This is a genomic window from Pseudomonas sp. FP1742 (assembly GCF_030687145.1).
Lineage (GTDB): Bacteria > Pseudomonadota > Gammaproteobacteria > Pseudomonadales > Pseudomonadaceae > Aquipseudomonas > Aquipseudomonas frederiksbergensis_D.
Map to the genome: position 1 here is coordinate 468,326 of NZ_CP117460.1, position 15,746 is coordinate 484,071.

Annotated in this window: 10 protein-coding genes; 9 read left to right on the forward strand and 1 reads right to left on the reverse strand. The window is 60.1% G+C overall.

Features of this window, described 5'->3' with window-relative positions; translation table 11 throughout:
* Positions 1-37: 37 nt before the first annotated feature.
* Positions 38-2,479, reverse strand: coding sequence for a penicillin-binding protein 1A (locus tag PSH64_RS02105; RefSeq protein ID WP_105340585.1), 2,442 nt, complete (start codon positions 2,477-2,479; stop codon positions 38-40).
* Between the two features lie 214 nt (positions 2,480-2,693).
* Between PSH64_RS02105 and PSH64_RS02110 the strand changes: the two genes are divergently transcribed.
* The 9 genes from PSH64_RS02110 (at position 2,694) to gltB (ending at position 15,746) form a co-directional block, all read left to right on the forward strand.
* Positions 2,694-3,758 (forward strand): pilus assembly protein PilM, encoded by a 1,065-nt coding sequence (locus PSH64_RS02110; RefSeq protein WP_305479788.1) that lies wholly within the window; start codon positions 2,694-2,696, stop codon positions 3,756-3,758.
* Positions 3,758-4,321, forward strand: a complete 564-nt coding sequence (locus PSH64_RS02115) for a PilN domain-containing protein (RefSeq protein ID WP_305479789.1) — start codon at positions 3,758-3,760, stop codon at positions 4,319-4,321. The genes PSH64_RS02110 and PSH64_RS02115 overlap by 1 nt, the downstream gene beginning before the upstream one ends.
* A complete protein-coding gene (gene pilO / locus PSH64_RS02120) occupies positions 4,322-4,945 on the forward strand; it encodes a type 4a pilus biogenesis protein PilO (RefSeq protein WP_105340582.1) in 624 nt (207 codons plus the stop codon).
* A complete protein-coding gene (locus PSH64_RS02125; protein WP_105340581.1) occupies positions 4,942-5,469 on the forward strand; it encodes a pilus assembly protein PilP in 528 nt (175 codons plus the stop codon). The genes pilO and PSH64_RS02125 overlap by 4 nt, the downstream gene beginning before the upstream one ends.
* Before the next feature lie 13 nt (positions 5,470-5,482).
* Positions 5,483-7,558, forward strand: a complete 2,076-nt coding sequence (gene pilQ, locus PSH64_RS02130) for a type IV pilus secretin PilQ (RefSeq protein ID WP_305479790.1) — start codon at positions 5,483-5,485, stop codon at positions 7,556-7,558.
* Positions 7,559-7,562: 4 nt separating this feature from the next.
* Positions 7,563-8,081 (forward strand): shikimate kinase AroK, encoded by a 519-nt coding sequence (aroK, locus tag PSH64_RS02135; protein WP_019581860.1) that lies wholly within the window; start codon positions 7,563-7,565, stop codon positions 8,079-8,081.
* A gap of 150 nt (positions 8,082-8,231) precedes the next feature.
* Positions 8,232-9,332 (forward strand): 3-dehydroquinate synthase, encoded by a 1,101-nt coding sequence (gene aroB, locus PSH64_RS02140; RefSeq protein ID WP_305479791.1) that lies wholly within the window; start codon positions 8,232-8,234, stop codon positions 9,330-9,332.
* A gap of 10 nt (positions 9,333-9,342) precedes the next feature.
* Positions 9,343-10,950, forward strand: coding sequence for an AAA family ATPase (locus PSH64_RS02145; protein WP_305479792.1), 1,608 nt, complete (start codon positions 9,343-9,345; stop codon positions 10,948-10,950).
* Positions 10,951-11,300: 350 nt separating this feature from the next.
* Entirely contained in the window at positions 11,301-15,746 is a 4,446-nt protein-coding gene (gene gltB, locus PSH64_RS02150; protein WP_305479793.1) for a glutamate synthase large subunit, read from the forward strand.

The window sequence follows — 15,746 nt, forward strand, 5'->3', positions numbered from 1 at the left end:
ACTTCTTTCGAAGGCGGGGCTTTTTGGTGTGCGACGATCAGAACAAATCGATCGGCGCCGCCTCATCCGCAGGCAGCGGGCTGCCTGGCGCATTGCCGTTACCCAGCTCGTTGACTGACGGTGGCGTATCTTCGGCCTTGAACAGTTCGAAGTAGGCGCCAGGGGTGCTTGGGGTGGCTGCACGGCCGCTGACCGGGTCGACCCGCAGACTGAGGATGCCTTCCGGTTCCGGCTGGGTATGAGGCGGCTTGCCTTTGAGGGCGGCGCCCATGTAGTTCATCCAGATCGGCAGGGCGACGGTGCCGCCGAACTCGCGTTTGCCCAGGCTTTCCGGTTGGTCGAAGCCGGTCCAGACGGTGGTCACGTAATCGGCGTTGTAGCCGGAGAACCAGGCGTCCTTGGACTCGTTGGTGGTGCCGGTCTTGCCCGCGATGTCACTGCGGCCCAAGGCCAGCGCGCGACGGCCGGTACCGAGTTTGATCACGTCCTCGAGCATGCTGTTGAGGATGTAGGTGGTGCGACCATCGATGATACGTTCGGCCACCGCTGGCGCTTGTGACACTGGCTGGGCGCCCGGCGCTTCGCCTGGGATGGCGTTGACCGTGAAGGTATTGGCGGCCGGAATGGCGATGCCGTCGCTGACTACGTTGCCTTTTGGAACGCTCGGCGGATTGGCGACGAACAGCGTGTCGCCATTACGGCTTTCGATCTTGTCGATGATGTACGGGCTGATTTTGTAGCCGCCGTTGGCGAAAGTGCTCCAGCCAGTAGCGATTTCCATTGGTGTCAGGGTCGCGGTGCCCAGTGCCAGGGACAGGTTGCGTGGCAGGTCCTGCTTGTTGAAACCGAACTTGCTGATGTAGTCGATGGTGCGGTCGACGCCCAGCGCTTGCAGCAGGCGGATAGACACCAGGTTGCGCGACTTGTAGAGCGCTTCACGCATGCGGATCGGGCCCAGGAACGTGTTGGTGTCGTTCTTCGGGCGCCAGACCTTGTCCAGGTATTCGTCGACGAACACGATCGGTGCGTCGTTCACCAGGCTGGAGGCGGTGTAGCCGTTATCCAGGGCGGCACTATAGACGAACGGCTTGAAGCTCGAGCCCGGCTGGCGCTTGGCCTGCATGGCGCGGTTGTAATTGCTCTGCTCGAAGGCGAAACCGCCGACCAGCGAACGAATGGCACCGTTCTGCGGATCGAGGGAAACCAGTGCGCCTTGGGCCTGCGGAATCTGGCTGAATTTGAGCGAGTTGTCCGGCTGACGTTGCACGCGAATCAGATCACCGACCTGGGCGACATCCGACGGCTGCTTCGGATTGGCGCCCATGCTGTTGGTGTTCAGGAAGGGACGGGCCCACTTCATGGTGTCCCAGGCGACGTGTTCTTCGCCGGTGCGGGTCAACACCTGCACACCGTTCTTGTCGACCTGGGTCACGATCGCCGGTTCCAGGCTGCTGATGGTCCGCTGCTTGGTCAGTTCCAGGGTCCAGGCTTCTCGGGTTTTACCCGGCAGGCGGGACTCGGGGCCGCGATATCCGTGCCGTTGATCGTAGGTCATCAAACCTTCGTGAATCGCGGTGTTGGCCATTTCCTGCAAATCGCTCGGCACCGTAGTGGTGACGCGGAAGCCTTCGGTGTACGCATCGCTGCCATAGCGGCCGACCATTTCGGCACGGGCCATTTCGGCGACGTACGGTGCGTTCACTTCCGGGGTCGGCACATGGTAACTGGCGTTCAGCGGCTCGTTGATCGCCGCGGTGTAGTCGGCTTCGGTGATCTTGCCGAGCTTGTACATGCGCCCCAGGATCCAGTCGCGACGTTCCTTGCTGCGGGCCGGGTTGGCCAGCGGGTTGAAGCGCGACGGGGCTTTTGGCAGGCCGGCGATCATCGCCATCTGCGCCAGGCTGACGTCACGGATCGACTTGCCGTAATAGACCTGCGCCGCCGCCTCGATGCCATAGGCGCGGTTGCCCAGATAAATCTTGTTGACGTACAGCTCGAGGATTTCGTCCTTGGTCAACTGCCGTTCGATCTGCAGGGCCAGGAGGATTTCGGTGGTCTTGCGCGAGAAGCTGCGTTCGCTGGTCAGGAAGAAGTTCTTCGCCACCTGCATGGTGATGGTGCTGCCGCCGGACTGAATGTGTCCGCTCTTCACCAGTTGGGTGGCGGCACGCATCAGGCTGCTGGGATCGACGCCGTAGTGGTTGGCGAAATTATCGTCTTCAGCACTTAGTAACGCATTGATGAAATTGGGCGGAATGTCGGCGAAACGGATTGGCGTGCGGCGCATTTCGCCAAATTCTGCGATCAATTTGTTGTCGCTGCTGTACACCCGCAAAGGAATCTGCAACTGAATACTTCTCAGCGCCTCCACGGATGGCAATCCAGGGCTAAGGTAAAGAAAGGCGCCACTCAGACCCAGGAGCAGTCCGCAGAAAACGGCGACGATGGACCAACCGAAAAATTTCAGCAGACGAATCAAGGCTTTTGGATATCCAGGGCAAAGAATGAATTAGGCATCAGGGTTCAGGCTATACAGAGAATGACCCGCGCTTGCAGTGAAAGCGGAAAAACGCTCGGCATTATAAGCATTTTTCCGCCTGGAGCGTCATTTGCGCTTCTGTCAAGACGGGGGGTATTGAACGCAATGGATATTACAGAGTCCGTAACTCACGGATAGTCATAGGGAATTGGTAGTGCTAGGACTCTTCAATAAAAAAACCAGTGCGCTTTTGGGGATCGACATCAGCTCCACGTCGGTGAAGCTGCTGGAGTTAAGCCGCCAGGGCGACCGTTACCGGGTCGAGGCCTATGCGGTCGAGCCGCTGCCCGCCAGTGCCGTGGTCGAAAAGAATATCGCCGAGCTCGAAGGCGTGGGGCAGGCTCTTGCGCGCGTGCTGCTCAAGGCCAAAACCAGCCTCAGGAACGTCGCCGTGGCTGTCGCCGGTTCGGCGGTGATCACCAAGACCATCGAGATGGACGCCGGTCTTTCCGACGACGAGATGGAAAATCAGCTGAAGATCGAGGCCGATCAGTACATCCCTTATCCATTGGATGAAGTCGCGATCGATTTCGAAGTGCAGGGCGCATCGGCGCGCAACCCCGAGCGGGTCAATGTGCTGCTGGCCGCCTGTCGCAAGGAAAACGTCGAGGTTCGTGAGGCGGCCCTGGCCCTGGCCGGGTTGACCGCGCGAGTGGTCGATGTCGAAGCCTATGCCCTGGAGCGATCGTTCGGCCTGCTGGCAACCCAGCTGGCCGCCTCTCAGGAGCATCTGACCGTGGCGGTGGTCGATATCGGCGCCACCATGACCACCCTGAGCGTGCTGAACAATGGGCGGATCATCTATACCCGCGAACAATTGTTCGGCGGTCGTCAACTGACAGAAGAAATCCAGCGCCGTTATGGCCTGACGGTCGAGCAGGCGGGGCTGGCGAAGAAGCAGGGCGGTCTGCCGGATGATTACGTCAATGAAGTCTTGCAGCCGTTTCGTGATGCGTTGGTGCAACAGGTGTCGCGTTCGTTGCAGTTTTTCTTTGCCTCCGGCCAGTACAGCTCGGTCGATCACATCCTCCTTGCCGGCGGCACCGCCTCGGTCCCCGGGCTGGACCGGTTGATCGAGCAGCGCCTGGGTACACCGACCCAGGTTGCCAATCCATTCTCCAACATGACTCTTGGCAGCAAGGTCAACGCCAGTGCCCTGGCCAGCGATGCGCCGGCACTGATGATCGCCTGCGGGCTGGCCCTCAGGAGTTTCGACTGATGGCACGGATCAATCTATTACCCTGGCGTGAAGAGTTGCGCGAAGCGCGTCGCAAACGCTTTTTACTGGCATTGGTCGGTGTGCTGGTGGGATCGGTCGGGGCGCTGCTGATCACGGACCAGATCATTAACGGCGCCATTGATCGGCAAGTTGCCCGTAACGATTACATTGCCAGGCAGATTGCCGTGGTTGATGAGCGGATCAAACAGATCAGCGACCTGAAGGCCCGTCGCCAGCAACTCGTCGAGCGCATGCGCATCATCCAGGACCTGCAAGGTAACCGGCCGATCAGCGGGAGGATTTTCGATCAGTTGGCGCGTACCTTGCCGGACGGTGTGTATTTCACCGAAGTGAAAATGGTCGGCAAAACCTTGTCCATCACCGGCGCGGCGGAGTCCAACAATCGTGTTTCGGATTTGATGCGCAATCTTGATGCGTCCGACTGGTTCGAGGCGCCCAATCTCACGGAAGTCAAAGCGACCACTGCCGGTCAGCTGGATCAGGCCAATGTATTCCAGTTGACCGTCCGTCAGACTCAGCCGGCCATTGTGGGGGGGGGCTAAATGAGGCCGTCCGAATGGTTCGAGGGGTTGCGTCAGATCGACATCAACGATCTGGACACCAACAACATGGGGTCCTGGCCACCGGCGATCAAGGCCCTGGCGAGTGCTTTGCTCATGGTTCTGGTGCTGGCCATGGGCTACAGCTTCTTGATCAGCGACCTGCAAAGCCACCTGGACGTCAAGCGCGAGGAAGAGTCCACGCTCAAGGAGCAGTTTGCGACCAAAGCCCACATGGCGGCCAATCTGGAGCTGTACACCCAGCAGATGAAGGAAATGGAGAACTCCTTCGGCATGTTATTACGGCAATTGCCCAGCGACACCGAAGTGCCCGGACTGCTGGAGGACATCACCCGCGCCGGTCTGGGCAGCGGCCTGGAGTTCGAAGAGATCAAGCTGCTGCCGGAGGTCACCCAGCAGTTCTACATCGAACTCCCTATACAGATCACCGTCACCGGCGCTTATCACGACCTGGCCACGTTCGTCAGCGGCGTGGCGGGGTTGCCGCGAATCGTCACCCTGCATGACTTTGACCTGGTGCCGGCCAATCCCGATGGCGGTCCGAAGTTGCGCATGAGCATCCTTGCCAAGACCTACCGCTACAACGACAAGGGGTTGCAGAAATGAGCCCGATTCGTTGCCTGTCGATGGTTATGTGCCTGGTCGTCCTGGCCGGTTGTGGTGGCGACAATGGGTTCAGCGACATCGACGCGTACCTGAACGAAGTGCGTCTGCGTGCGCCCGGAAAAATTGAACCAACGCCGACGTTCCAGTCTTATCCGACATTCACCTACAACGCTGCCAGCCTGCGCAGCCCGTTTTCCCGGCAAGTCAGAGTCGATCTGGCCGGTCAGAAGCACGGCTCGCGCAACGTCAAACCCGATCCCAACCGGGTCAAGCAATTCCTCGAAGGCTTCAACATCGAGCAATTTGAAATGGTCGGCACCATCTCCAATGCCTCGGGCTCCTTTGCGCTGCTGCGTGGGGCGGGCGGAGTGCATCGGCTGAAAGTCGGCGATTACCTGGGACGTAATGATGGGCGGATCGTCGCCATCAGCGCTTCGCAAGTCGATGTGGTCGAAATCGTTCCCGACGGCGAAGGCGCCTGGCTGGAGCGGCCGCGAACCATCCCTTTGAAAGAGCACTCATAGTGGAACTCGAACAATGAACAGGATTTTCTCAACCTTCGGTATTTCGCTATGGATAGCGTTTCTGTCGCCGTTGGTACAGGCGGCCAACCTCAAAGCGCTGGATGTCGCCGCGCTGCCTGGTGACCGTGTCGAACTGAAGTTGTCGTTCGACGGGCCGCCGCCGCAGCCTCATGGCTATACGACTGAGCAGCCTGCGCGGATTGCGCTGGACCTGCCGGGGGTTACCAGCCAGCTGGCGAGCAAGAGCCGAGACCTGGGCGGCGGCAATGCCCGCAGCGCCACCGTGGTGGAAGCCAAGGACCGCACGCGGTTGATCATCAGTCTGACTCAGCTGACTCCGTATAACGCACGTGTTGAAGGCAACAACCTGTTTGTGGTCGTCGGGCAGGCGGCCGGTAGCAAGGCGTCCAAACCGATTGCCAGCGCACCGCGCGCGGCCACTGCGGTACCCGCACCCGCCAGAGCCAGTGCTCCCGTGGGCAAGGCCATCCGTGGCGTGGATTTCCAGCGTGGCACCCAGGGTGAAGGCAATGTGGTTATCGATTTGTCGGATCCGTCCATTGCCCCGGACATCCAGGAGCGCGATGGCAAGATCGTCGTCGGTTTCACCAAGACTCAATTGCCTGAACGGTTGCGCGTACGTCTGGACGTCAAGGATTTCGCTACCCCGGTGCAGTTCGTCAACGCCAGCGCCACGGGCGACCGGGCCATCATCAGTATCGAGCCCAGCGGCGCCTTCGATTATTCGACCTATCAGACCGATAACAAACTGACGGTCAGCATCCGCCCGATGACGGTCGATGACTTGCAGAAACGCAACGCCGAGCGTTTTGCCTACAGCGGTGAAAAGCTCTCGCTGAACTTTCAGGACATCGATGTGCGCTCGGTGCTGCAATTGATCGCCGATTTCACCAACCTCAATCTGGTGGCCAGCGATACGGTGCAGGGCGGTATTACGTTGCGACTGCAGAACGTGCCGTGGGACCAGGCACTGGACCTGGTGCTGAAAACTAAAGATTTAGACAAGCGCAAGATCGGTAACGTGCTCCTTGTGGCGCCCGCCTCTGAAATCGCCTCACGTGAGCGGCAAGAGTTGGAGTCACAAAAACAGATTGCGGAACTGGCGCCGCTGCGTCGTGAGCTGCTGCAGGTCAACTACGCCAAGGCCAAGGACATCGCAGAGCTGTTCAAGTCGGTGACTAGTGCCGACGCAAAAACCGATGAGCGTGGCTCGATCACTGTTGACGAGCGAACCAATAACATCATTGTCTATCAGACTCAGGATCGCCTCGACGAACTGCGTCGCATCGTGGCGCAACTGGATATTCCGGTGCGCCAGGTGATGATCGAGGCACGCATCGTCGAAGCCAACGTCGATTACGACAAAAGCCTTGGCGTGCGCTGGGGTGGTTCGGCGCAAAAGGGGAACTGGAACACATCCGGGGTCAACGGCTCTTCGACCACCGCCGGCACACCGGGCAGTACCAGCACCAACTCACCGTTCGTCGACCTGGGGACCTCGGCCAATACCTCGGGGATCGGCATCGCATTCATCACCGACAATGTGCTGCTGGACCTTGAGCTGACGGCCATGGAAAAAACCGGTAACGGGGAAATCGTCTCGCAGCCCAAGGTGGTCACGTCCGACAAGGAAACCGCGAAAATCCTCAAGGGCACCGAGATTCCCTACCAGGAAGCCAGCTCCAGCGGCGCCACCTCGGTGTCGTTCAAGGAGGCTTCGCTGTCTCTGGAAGTGACGCCGCAAATCACCCCGGACAACCGCATCATCATGGAGGTCAAGGTCACCAAGGACGAACCGGACTACCTGAACAAAGTGCAGGACGTACCACCGATCAAGAAAAACGAGGTCAACGCCAAGGTATTGGTCAACGACGGCGAGACCATCGTCATTGGTGGGGTTTTCTCAAATACTCAGAGCAAGGTTGTAGATAAGGTGCCATTTCTCGGCGATGTGCCGTATCTTGGCCGCCTTTTCCGGCGTGACGTGGTCTCGGAGAAAAAATCCGAGCTGCTGGTGTTTCTCACTCCGCGTATCATGAACAATCAGGCGATTGCTGTGAGTCATTGATTCTGTGCGAAATTTGATTCTTGTTGGACCGATGGGGGCTGGTAAAAGCACCATCGGCCGGTTGCTGGCCAAAGAGCTGCGCCTGCCGTTCAAAGATTCCGATAAGGAAATTGAATTGCGCACGGGCGCCAATATCCCGTGGATTTTCGATAAGGAAGGCGAACCAGGCTTTCGTGACCGCGAGCAGGCGATGATTGCCGAGCTGTGCGCGTCCGACGGCGTGGTGTTGGCGACCGGTGGCGGAGCGGTGATGCGCGAGGCCAATCGCCGGGCGCTGCACGCCGGAGGTCGGGTGGTCTATCTGCATGCGTCTGTCGAGCAGCAGGTCGGCCGAACGGCTCGCGACCGCAATCGGCCATTGTTGCGCACCGCCGATCCGGCCAAGACCCTGCGGGACTTGCTGGCGATCCGTGATCCGCTGTATCGGGAAATTGCCGACCTGGTGGTGGAAACCGATGAGCGGCCTCCGCGGATGGTAGTGCTCGACATTCTCGAGCGCCTGCAGCAGCTACCGCCCCGTTAATGCGTGGCGCAAAATGCGCTATCCTCGGCGTCCTGTCGCAGCCGCTCAAGGTTGTGGCGGATGGCTACCGAACGGCGTCACACCAGCAGACTCCGTGGAATTCGTAAACTCAAGGCAGGATGCCTGATTCCATCTTCACTGTGGGGACACATGCAGACACTCAAGGTTGATCTAGGCGAGCGCAGCTACCCGATTCATATTGGCGAAGGTCTGTTGGATCAGCCTGAGTTGCTGGCCCCGCATATCCGCGGGCGGCAGGTGGCGATCATCTCCAACGAGACTGTTGCGCCGCTCTACCTGGAGCGTCTGACCCGCAGTCTCGCGCAGTTCTCGGTGATTTCCGTGGTGTTGCCCGACGGAGAGGCCTTCAAGACCTGGGAAACCCTGCAGCTGATTTTCGACGGTCTGCTGACCGCGCGGCACGATCGCCGCACCACGGTGATCGCCCTCGGTGGCGGGGTGATCGGTGACATGGCCGGTTTCGCTGCCGCCTGTTACCAGCGTGGTGTCGATTTCATCCAGGTGCCAACCACGTTGCTGTCGCAAGTCGATTCCTCGGTGGGCGGCAAGACCGGGATCAATCACCCGTTGGGCAAGAACATGGTCGGCGCCTTCTATCAGCCCAACGTGGTGCTGATCGATACCGCCACCCTCAACACCCTGCCGGCCCGCGAACTGTCTGCCGGGCTGGCGGAAGTCATCAAGTACGGGCTGATCTGTGACGAGCCGTTCCTGACCTGGCTCGAAGACAACGTCGATCGGCTGCGAGCGCTGGACCAGGCTGCCCTGACTTATGCCATTGAGCGCTCCTGTGCGGCCAAGGCTGCAGTGGTCGGCGCCGACGAAAAAGAAACCGGTGTGCGCGCCACGCTGAACCTCGGCCACACCTTCGGCCACGCGATCGAAACCCATATGGGCTATGGTGTCTGGCTACACGGTGAAGCAGTCGCTGCTGGCACCGTAATGGCTCTGGAAATGTCCGCGCGCCTGGGCTGGATCAGTGAGCAGGAGCGTGATCGCGGTATTCGCCTGTTCCAGCGTGCGGGCCTGCCGGTCATCCCGCCGCAAGAGATGACCGAAGCCGATTTTCTCGAACACATGTCAATTGACAAGAAAGTGATCGACGGTCGTTTGCGCCTGGTGCTGCTGCGCCACATGGGCGAAGCGGTAGTGACCGACGATTATCCGAAAGAGGTTTTACAGGCCACGCTGGGAGCGGATTACCGCGCCCTGGCTCAGCTTAAAGGTTAATAAGATCCCGATGACTAGTTTGCATGCCGACGAGGCTTTCCTCGGCCACTACCAGTTAAGTCATGACCCTTTCGCTCCACGGGTGCCTGGCTTCAAATTCTTCCCGGCCCAGCGCAAACCGGTGCTGGGACAGCTGCACCACCTGGCTCGTTACAGTCAGCTGCTGCTGGTGGTCACCGGCCCGCAAGGCAGCGGCAAAACCCTGTTGCGACAGGCCCTGGTGGCCAGTACCAACAAGCAGTCAGTGCAGAGCGTGGTGGTTTCCGCCCGTGGTGCTGGCGATGCGGCTGGCGTGCTGAATCAAGTGGCCCAGGCACTGAATATTGCCCAGGCCGAGATCGGTGCGATCCTGGCTCAAGTGGTGCAGCTTGCGCTCACGGGGCAGGAAGTCTATTTGCTGGTGGATGACGCCGAGCAACTCGATGAGTCCGCACTGGAAGCGTTGCTGGCTCTGGCTGCCGGTGCACCGGAAGGTCGTCCGCATGTGTTCCTGTTCGGCGAGTCCTCGCTGATTGCTCAACTTGAAGCGCTGAACCTCGAGGAAGAGCGTTTTCACGTCATCGAATTGCAGCCCTACACCGAAGAAGAAACCCGCGAATATCTGGATCAGCGTCTCGAAGGCGCCGGTCGGGGAATCGAACTTTTCACCGCGGATCAGATCTCTGATATTCACGAAAGCTCCGACGGTTGGCCTGGCAACATCAACCAGGTCGCCCGCGATGCAATGATCGAAGCCATGATTGCCAGCCGCTCAGCGGTCAAGCGTCCAAGTATGGGGTTCAACATGCCGAAGAAACACGTATTGGCGATTTCCGCCGTTGTCGTGGTCGCGGTAGCCGCCGCCTGGTTGATGCCGGGTCGCAGCAAAGCACCGACCACCGGCGCGCCGGCCAACGAGCAGGCGCAACTGCCGCTGGGCCAGGGCACGCCAAAACCTAACAGCGCAGGCGCTCCCGCCGTGGAATTCGCCGGTAACTCGCAACCGATGCCATTACCGCTGGTCGGTAATTCGCAGCCGGTGATGCGTGGTCCGTTGGCCGAAGCGGCGGGTGGCATTACCGAAGGCGATGACGGCGTACCCGTCGAAGGTTCCAGCGCTACTCCGCCGACCGTGACCACCACCGCGCCGCCGACAGGTGTTCCAGCGGGTCCAGCGCCGACACCGGCCGCCAAGCCGACACCTGCGCCGACTCAAGTCGCGACCGCCAAGCCTGTAGCGCCTGTGGCCAAGCCAGCGCCTGCACCTGCGGCCAAACCGGCTCCAGCGCCCGCCAAGCCGGCCGTCGTGGCCAAACCTGCCGAGAAGCCGGCTACCGTAGCCAAAGCCACTGGCGGCAGCTGGTACGCAGGCCAGGCACCGGGCAACTACGTGGTGCAGATCCTCGGCACCAGCTCCGAATCGGCCGCGCAAAGTTTCGTCAAAGAGCAAGGCGGTGAGTACCGCTACTTCAAGAAAGTGCTCAACGGCAAGCCGCTTTACGTCATCACTTACGGTAGTTTCGCCAACCGCGATGCAGCCGTTACTGCCATCAAGGCCTTGCCAGCGAAGGTTCAGGCTGGTAAACCTTGGCCTCGTACTGTCGCCAGTGTCCAACAGGAACTGGCAACAACTCGCTGAAGATTCGGCGGCCTTACCCAGGCCGCCTCTCCAAGCACCTCAAAATTTCTGCAAGTGCGCGCCGCCTCTACAGGCCGCGTGCCTTGTGGTGTCTGCGTCACAGTAGTCTTTGAGTCGCGGCGGTCAAAATTAAAAAAGTTTTGACTAGCACAGCATATCGCTTTAAACCTTTCACAAATGCGACATAGATTTGCGACATTTCGTCGTCAAATTTGTGAGCCTCTGTGCCGGTGTGTACAATGACCTCCCTTTTGCCCCCGCAAAGCTGGCGTACGTTCGGCGCGAATGGTAACTGGTTGAATTGAAAAGAAATTTGCCTCGACAAGAGGCAGCCTGGTGAGAAAGTGTCTATGAAAGCAGGTCTGTACCAACCAGATGAATTCAAGGATAACTGCGGTTTCGGCCTGATAGCCCATATGCAGGGCGAGCCCAGTCATACCCTTTTGCAAACGGCCATTGAGGCCCTGACCTGCATGACCCACCGCGGTGGGATCAACGCCGACGGCAAGACCGGTGACGGTTGCGGTCTGCTGATTCAAAAGCCGGATGTGTTCCTGCGTGCCATCGCCCAGGAAACCTTCGGCGTCGAACTGCCCAAGCAATATGCCGTGGGCATGGTCTTCTTCAACCAGGATCCGGTGAAAGCCGAAGCCGCTCGCGAGAACATGAACCGCGAAATCCTGGCCGAAGGCCTGACCCTGGTCGGCTGGCGCAAAGTGCCGATCGATACCAGCGTCCTCGGCCGCCTGGCCCTCGAGCGCCTGCCGTTGATCGAGCAAGTGTTCATCGGCGGGGAAGGCCTGAGCGATCAGGACATGGCGATCAAGCTGTTCAGCGCTCGCCGTCGCTCGTCCGTGGCCAACGCCGCCGATGTCGATCACTACATCTGCAGCTTTTCCCACAAGACCATTATTTATAAAGGCCTGATGATGCCGGCGGACTTGACCGCCTTCTATCCAGACCTGAGCGATCAGCGCCTGCAAACCTCGATCTGCGTGTTCCACCAGCGCTTTTCGACCAATACGCTGCCGAAATGGCCGCTGGCGCAGCCGTTCCGTTTCCTCGCCCACAACGGCGAGATCAACACCATCACCGGCAACCGCAACTGGGCTGTGGCTCGTCGCACCAAGTTCACCAACGATCTGATGGATCTGGAAGAACTCGGTCCGCTGGTCAACCGTGTCGGTTCCGACTCCTCCAGCATGGACAACATGCTCGAGCTGATGGTCACCGGTGGTATCGACCTGTTCCGTGGCGTGCGGATGATCATTCCGCCTGCGTGGCAGAACGTCGAAACCATGGACCCGGACCTGCGTGCGTTCTACGAATACAACTCGATGCACATGGAACCGTGGGACGGCCCGGCCGGCGTGGTCATGACCGATGGTCGCTACGCGGTGTGCCTGCTCGACCGTAACGGTCTGCGCCCGGCGCGTTGGGTCACCACCAAGAACGGTTTCATCACCCTGGCCTCGGAAATCGGTGTCTGGAACTACCAGCCTGAAGACGTGATCGCCAAGGGCCGCGTTGGCCCGGGCCAGATCTTCGCCGTGGACACCGAAACCGGCCAGATCCTCGATACCGATGCCATCGACAACCGCTTGAAGTCCCGTCATCCGTACAAGCAATGGCTGCGCAAGAATGCCCTGCGCATCCAGGCGACCATGGAAGACAACGACCACGGTTCGGCGTTCTACGACGTCGATCAGCTCAAGCAGTACATGAAGATGTACCAGGTCACGTTCGAAGAGCGCGACCAGGTGCTGCGTCCGCTCGGCGAGCAAGGCTACGAAGCCGTCGGCTCGATGGGCGACGATACGCCGATGGCCGTGCTGTCCCAGCGCGTGCGCACGCCGTATGACTATTTCCGTCAGCAGTTCGCGCAGGTCACCAACCCGCCGATCGACCCGCTGCGCGAAGCCATTGTCATGTCGCTGGAAGTCTGCCTCGGCGCCGAGCGCAACATCTTCCAGGAATCGCCGGAACACGCCTCGCGCGTGATCCTCAGCTCGCCGGTCGTTTCCCCGGCCAAGTGGCGCTCGCTGATGAACCTCGATCGTCCAGGCTTTGAACGCCAGATCATCGACCTCAACTACGACGAGAGCGTCGGCCTTGAAGCCGCGGTGCGCAATGTCGCCGATCAGGCTGAAGAAGCCGTGCGCGCCGGTCGCACCCAGATCGTGCTGAGTGACCGTCACATCGCCCCGGGCAAGCTGCCGATCCATGCTTCGCTCGCCACCGGCGCGGTACACCATCGCCTGACCGAAAAAGGCCTGCGTTGCGATTCCAACATCCTGGTGGAAACCGCAACCGCTCGCGATCCGCATCACTTCGCGGTGCTGATCGGCTTCGGTGCTTCGGCGGTTTATCCGTTCCTGGCCTACGAAGTGCTGGGCGACCTGATCCGCACCGGTGAAGTACTGGGCGACCTCTATGAGGTGTTCAAGAACTACCGCAAAGGCATCACCAAGGGCCTGCTGAAGATCCTGTCGAAGATGGGTATCTCGACCATCACCTCCTATCGCGGAGCACAATTGTTCGAAGCGATCGGCCTGTCCGAAGAAGTCTGCGAGCTGAGCTTCCGTGGCGTGCCAAGCCGCATCAAGGGGGCGCGTTTCGTCGACATCGAAGCCGAGCAGAAAGCCCTGGCAGCCGAAGCCTGGAGCCCGCGCAAGCCGATCCAGCAGGGCGGTCTGTTGAAGTTCGTCCACGGTGGCGAATATCACGCCTACAACCCGGATGTGGTCAACACCCTGCAAGCCGCTGTGCAGCAGGGCGACTACGCCAAGTTCAAGGAATACACGTCACTGGTGGATAACCGCCCGGTGTCGATGATCCGCGACATGCTCAAGGTCAAGACCCTGGACACGCCGCTGGACATCAGCGAGATCGAACCGCTGGAATCGGTGCTCAAGCGCTTCGATTCTGCCGGTATCTCCCTCGGCGCCCTGTCGCCAGAGGCTCACGAAGCCCTGGCCGAAGCCATGAACCGCCTCGGTGCGCGTTCCAACTCCGGCGAAGGCGGTGAAGACCCGGCGCGCTACGGCACCATCAAGAGCTCGAAAATCAAGCAGGTCGCCACTGGCCGCTTTGGTGTGACCCCGGAATACCTGGTCAACGCCGAAGTGCTGCAGATCAAAGTCGCCCAGGGTGCCAAGCCCGGCGAAGGTGGTCAGTTGCCAGGCGGCAAGGTCAACGGTCTGATCGCCAAGCTGCGTTACGCAGTGCCGGGCGTGACCCTGATTTCGCCTCCGCCGCACCACGACATCTATTCGATCGAAGACTTGTCGCAGCTGATTTTCGACCTGAAACAAGTCAATCCGAATGCGCTGGTTTCGGTGAAACTGGTGGCAGAAGCGGGCGTCGGCACCATCGCGGCCGGTGTGGCCAAGGCCTACGCGGACTTGATCACCATCTCCGGCTACGACGGCGGTACCGGTGCATCGCCACTGACCTCGATCAAATACGCGGGCGCACCGTGGGAACTCGGCCTGGCCGAAACCCACCAGACCCTGCGTGGCAACGACCTGCGGGGCAAAGTCCGGGTACAAACCGATGGCGGCCTGAAAACCGGCCTCGACGTGATCAAGGCTGCCATTCTCGGCGCTGAAAGCTTCGGCTTCGGCACCGCGCCAATGATCGCCCTGGGTTGCAAATACCTGCGCATCTGCCACCTGAACAACTGCGCCACCGGCGTTGCGACTCAGAACGAGAAGCTGCGCAAGGATCACTACATCGGAACCGTCGACATGGTGGTGAACTTCTTCACCTACGTCGCCGAAGAAACCCGTGAGTGGCTGGCCAAACTGGGCGTGCGCTCCCTCGAAGAGCTGATCGGCCGTACCGATCTGCTGGAAGTGCTCGAAGGGCAGACCGCCAAGCAGCAGCACCTGGACCTGACTCCGTTGCTCGGCAGCGATCACATCCCGGCAGACAAGCCTCAATTCTGCCAGGTCGACCGCAACCCGCCGTTCGACAAGGGCCTGCTGGCCGAGAAAATGGTCGACATGGCCGCCTCGGCCATCAACGACCTGAGCGGTGCCGATTTCGCCCTGGATATCTGCAACTGCGACCGTTCCATCGGCGCGCGGATCTCCGGTGAAATCGCGCGCAAGCACGGCAACCAGGGCATGGCCAATGCGCCGATCACCTTCCGCTTCAAAGGCACGGCGGGTCAGAGCTTCGGCGTGTGGAATGCCGGTGGCCTGAACATGTACCTGGAAGGCGATGCCAACGACTACGTCGGCAAAGGCATGACCGGCGGCAAACTGGTCATCGTTCCGCCGAAAGGCAGCCTCTACAAGACGCAGGACAGTGCCATCATCGGTAACACCTGCCTGTACGGCGCCACCGGCGGCAAGCTGTTCGCCGCCGGTACCGCGGGCGAGCGTTTCGCGGTGCGTAACTCCGGTGCTCACACCGTCGTGGAAGGCACGGGCGATCACTGCTGCGAATACATGACCGGTGGTTTCGTCTGCGTTCTGGGCAAGACCGGTTACAACTTCGGCTCAGGCATGACCGGCGGTTTCGCCTACGTGCTTGACCAGGACAACACCTTCGTTGACCGGGTCAATCACGAACTGGTGGAAATCCAGCGGATCAGCGGTGAGGCGATGGAAGCCTATCGCAGCCACCTGCAACGCGTGCTGAACGAATACGTCGAGGAAACCGACAGCGAGTGGGGTCGTAACCTCGCTGAAAACCTCGATGACTATCTGCGTCGTTTCTGGCTGGTCAAGCCCAAGGCTGCCAACCTGAAATCGTTGCTTTCCAGCACCCGTGCCAACCCGCAGTGA

What these genes read in the sequence shown, in the direction of transcription:
- pilO (WP_105340582.1), top strand. Translation starts at nt 4,322, where the DNA reads ATGAGGCCGTCCGAATGGTTCGAGGGGTTGCGTCAGATCGACATCAAC.
- PSH64_RS02145 (WP_305479792.1), top strand. Translation starts at nt 9,343, where the DNA reads ATGACTAGTTTGCATGCCGACGAGGCTTTCCTCGGCCACTACCAGTTA.
- PSH64_RS02125 (WP_105340581.1), top strand. Translation starts at nt 4,942, where the DNA reads ATGAGCCCGATTCGTTGCCTGTCGATGGTTATGTGCCTGGTCGTCCTG.
- PSH64_RS02115 (WP_305479789.1), top strand. Translation starts at nt 3,758, where the DNA reads ATGGCACGGATCAATCTATTACCCTGGCGTGAAGAGTTGCGCGAAGCG.
- gltB (WP_305479793.1), top strand. Translation starts at nt 11,301, where the DNA reads ATGAAAGCAGGTCTGTACCAACCAGATGAATTCAAGGATAACTGCGGT.
- aroB (WP_305479791.1), top strand. Translation starts at nt 8,232, where the DNA reads ATGCAGACACTCAAGGTTGATCTAGGCGAGCGCAGCTACCCGATTCAT.
- pilQ (WP_305479790.1), top strand. Translation starts at nt 5,483, where the DNA reads ATGAACAGGATTTTCTCAACCTTCGGTATTTCGCTATGGATAGCGTTT.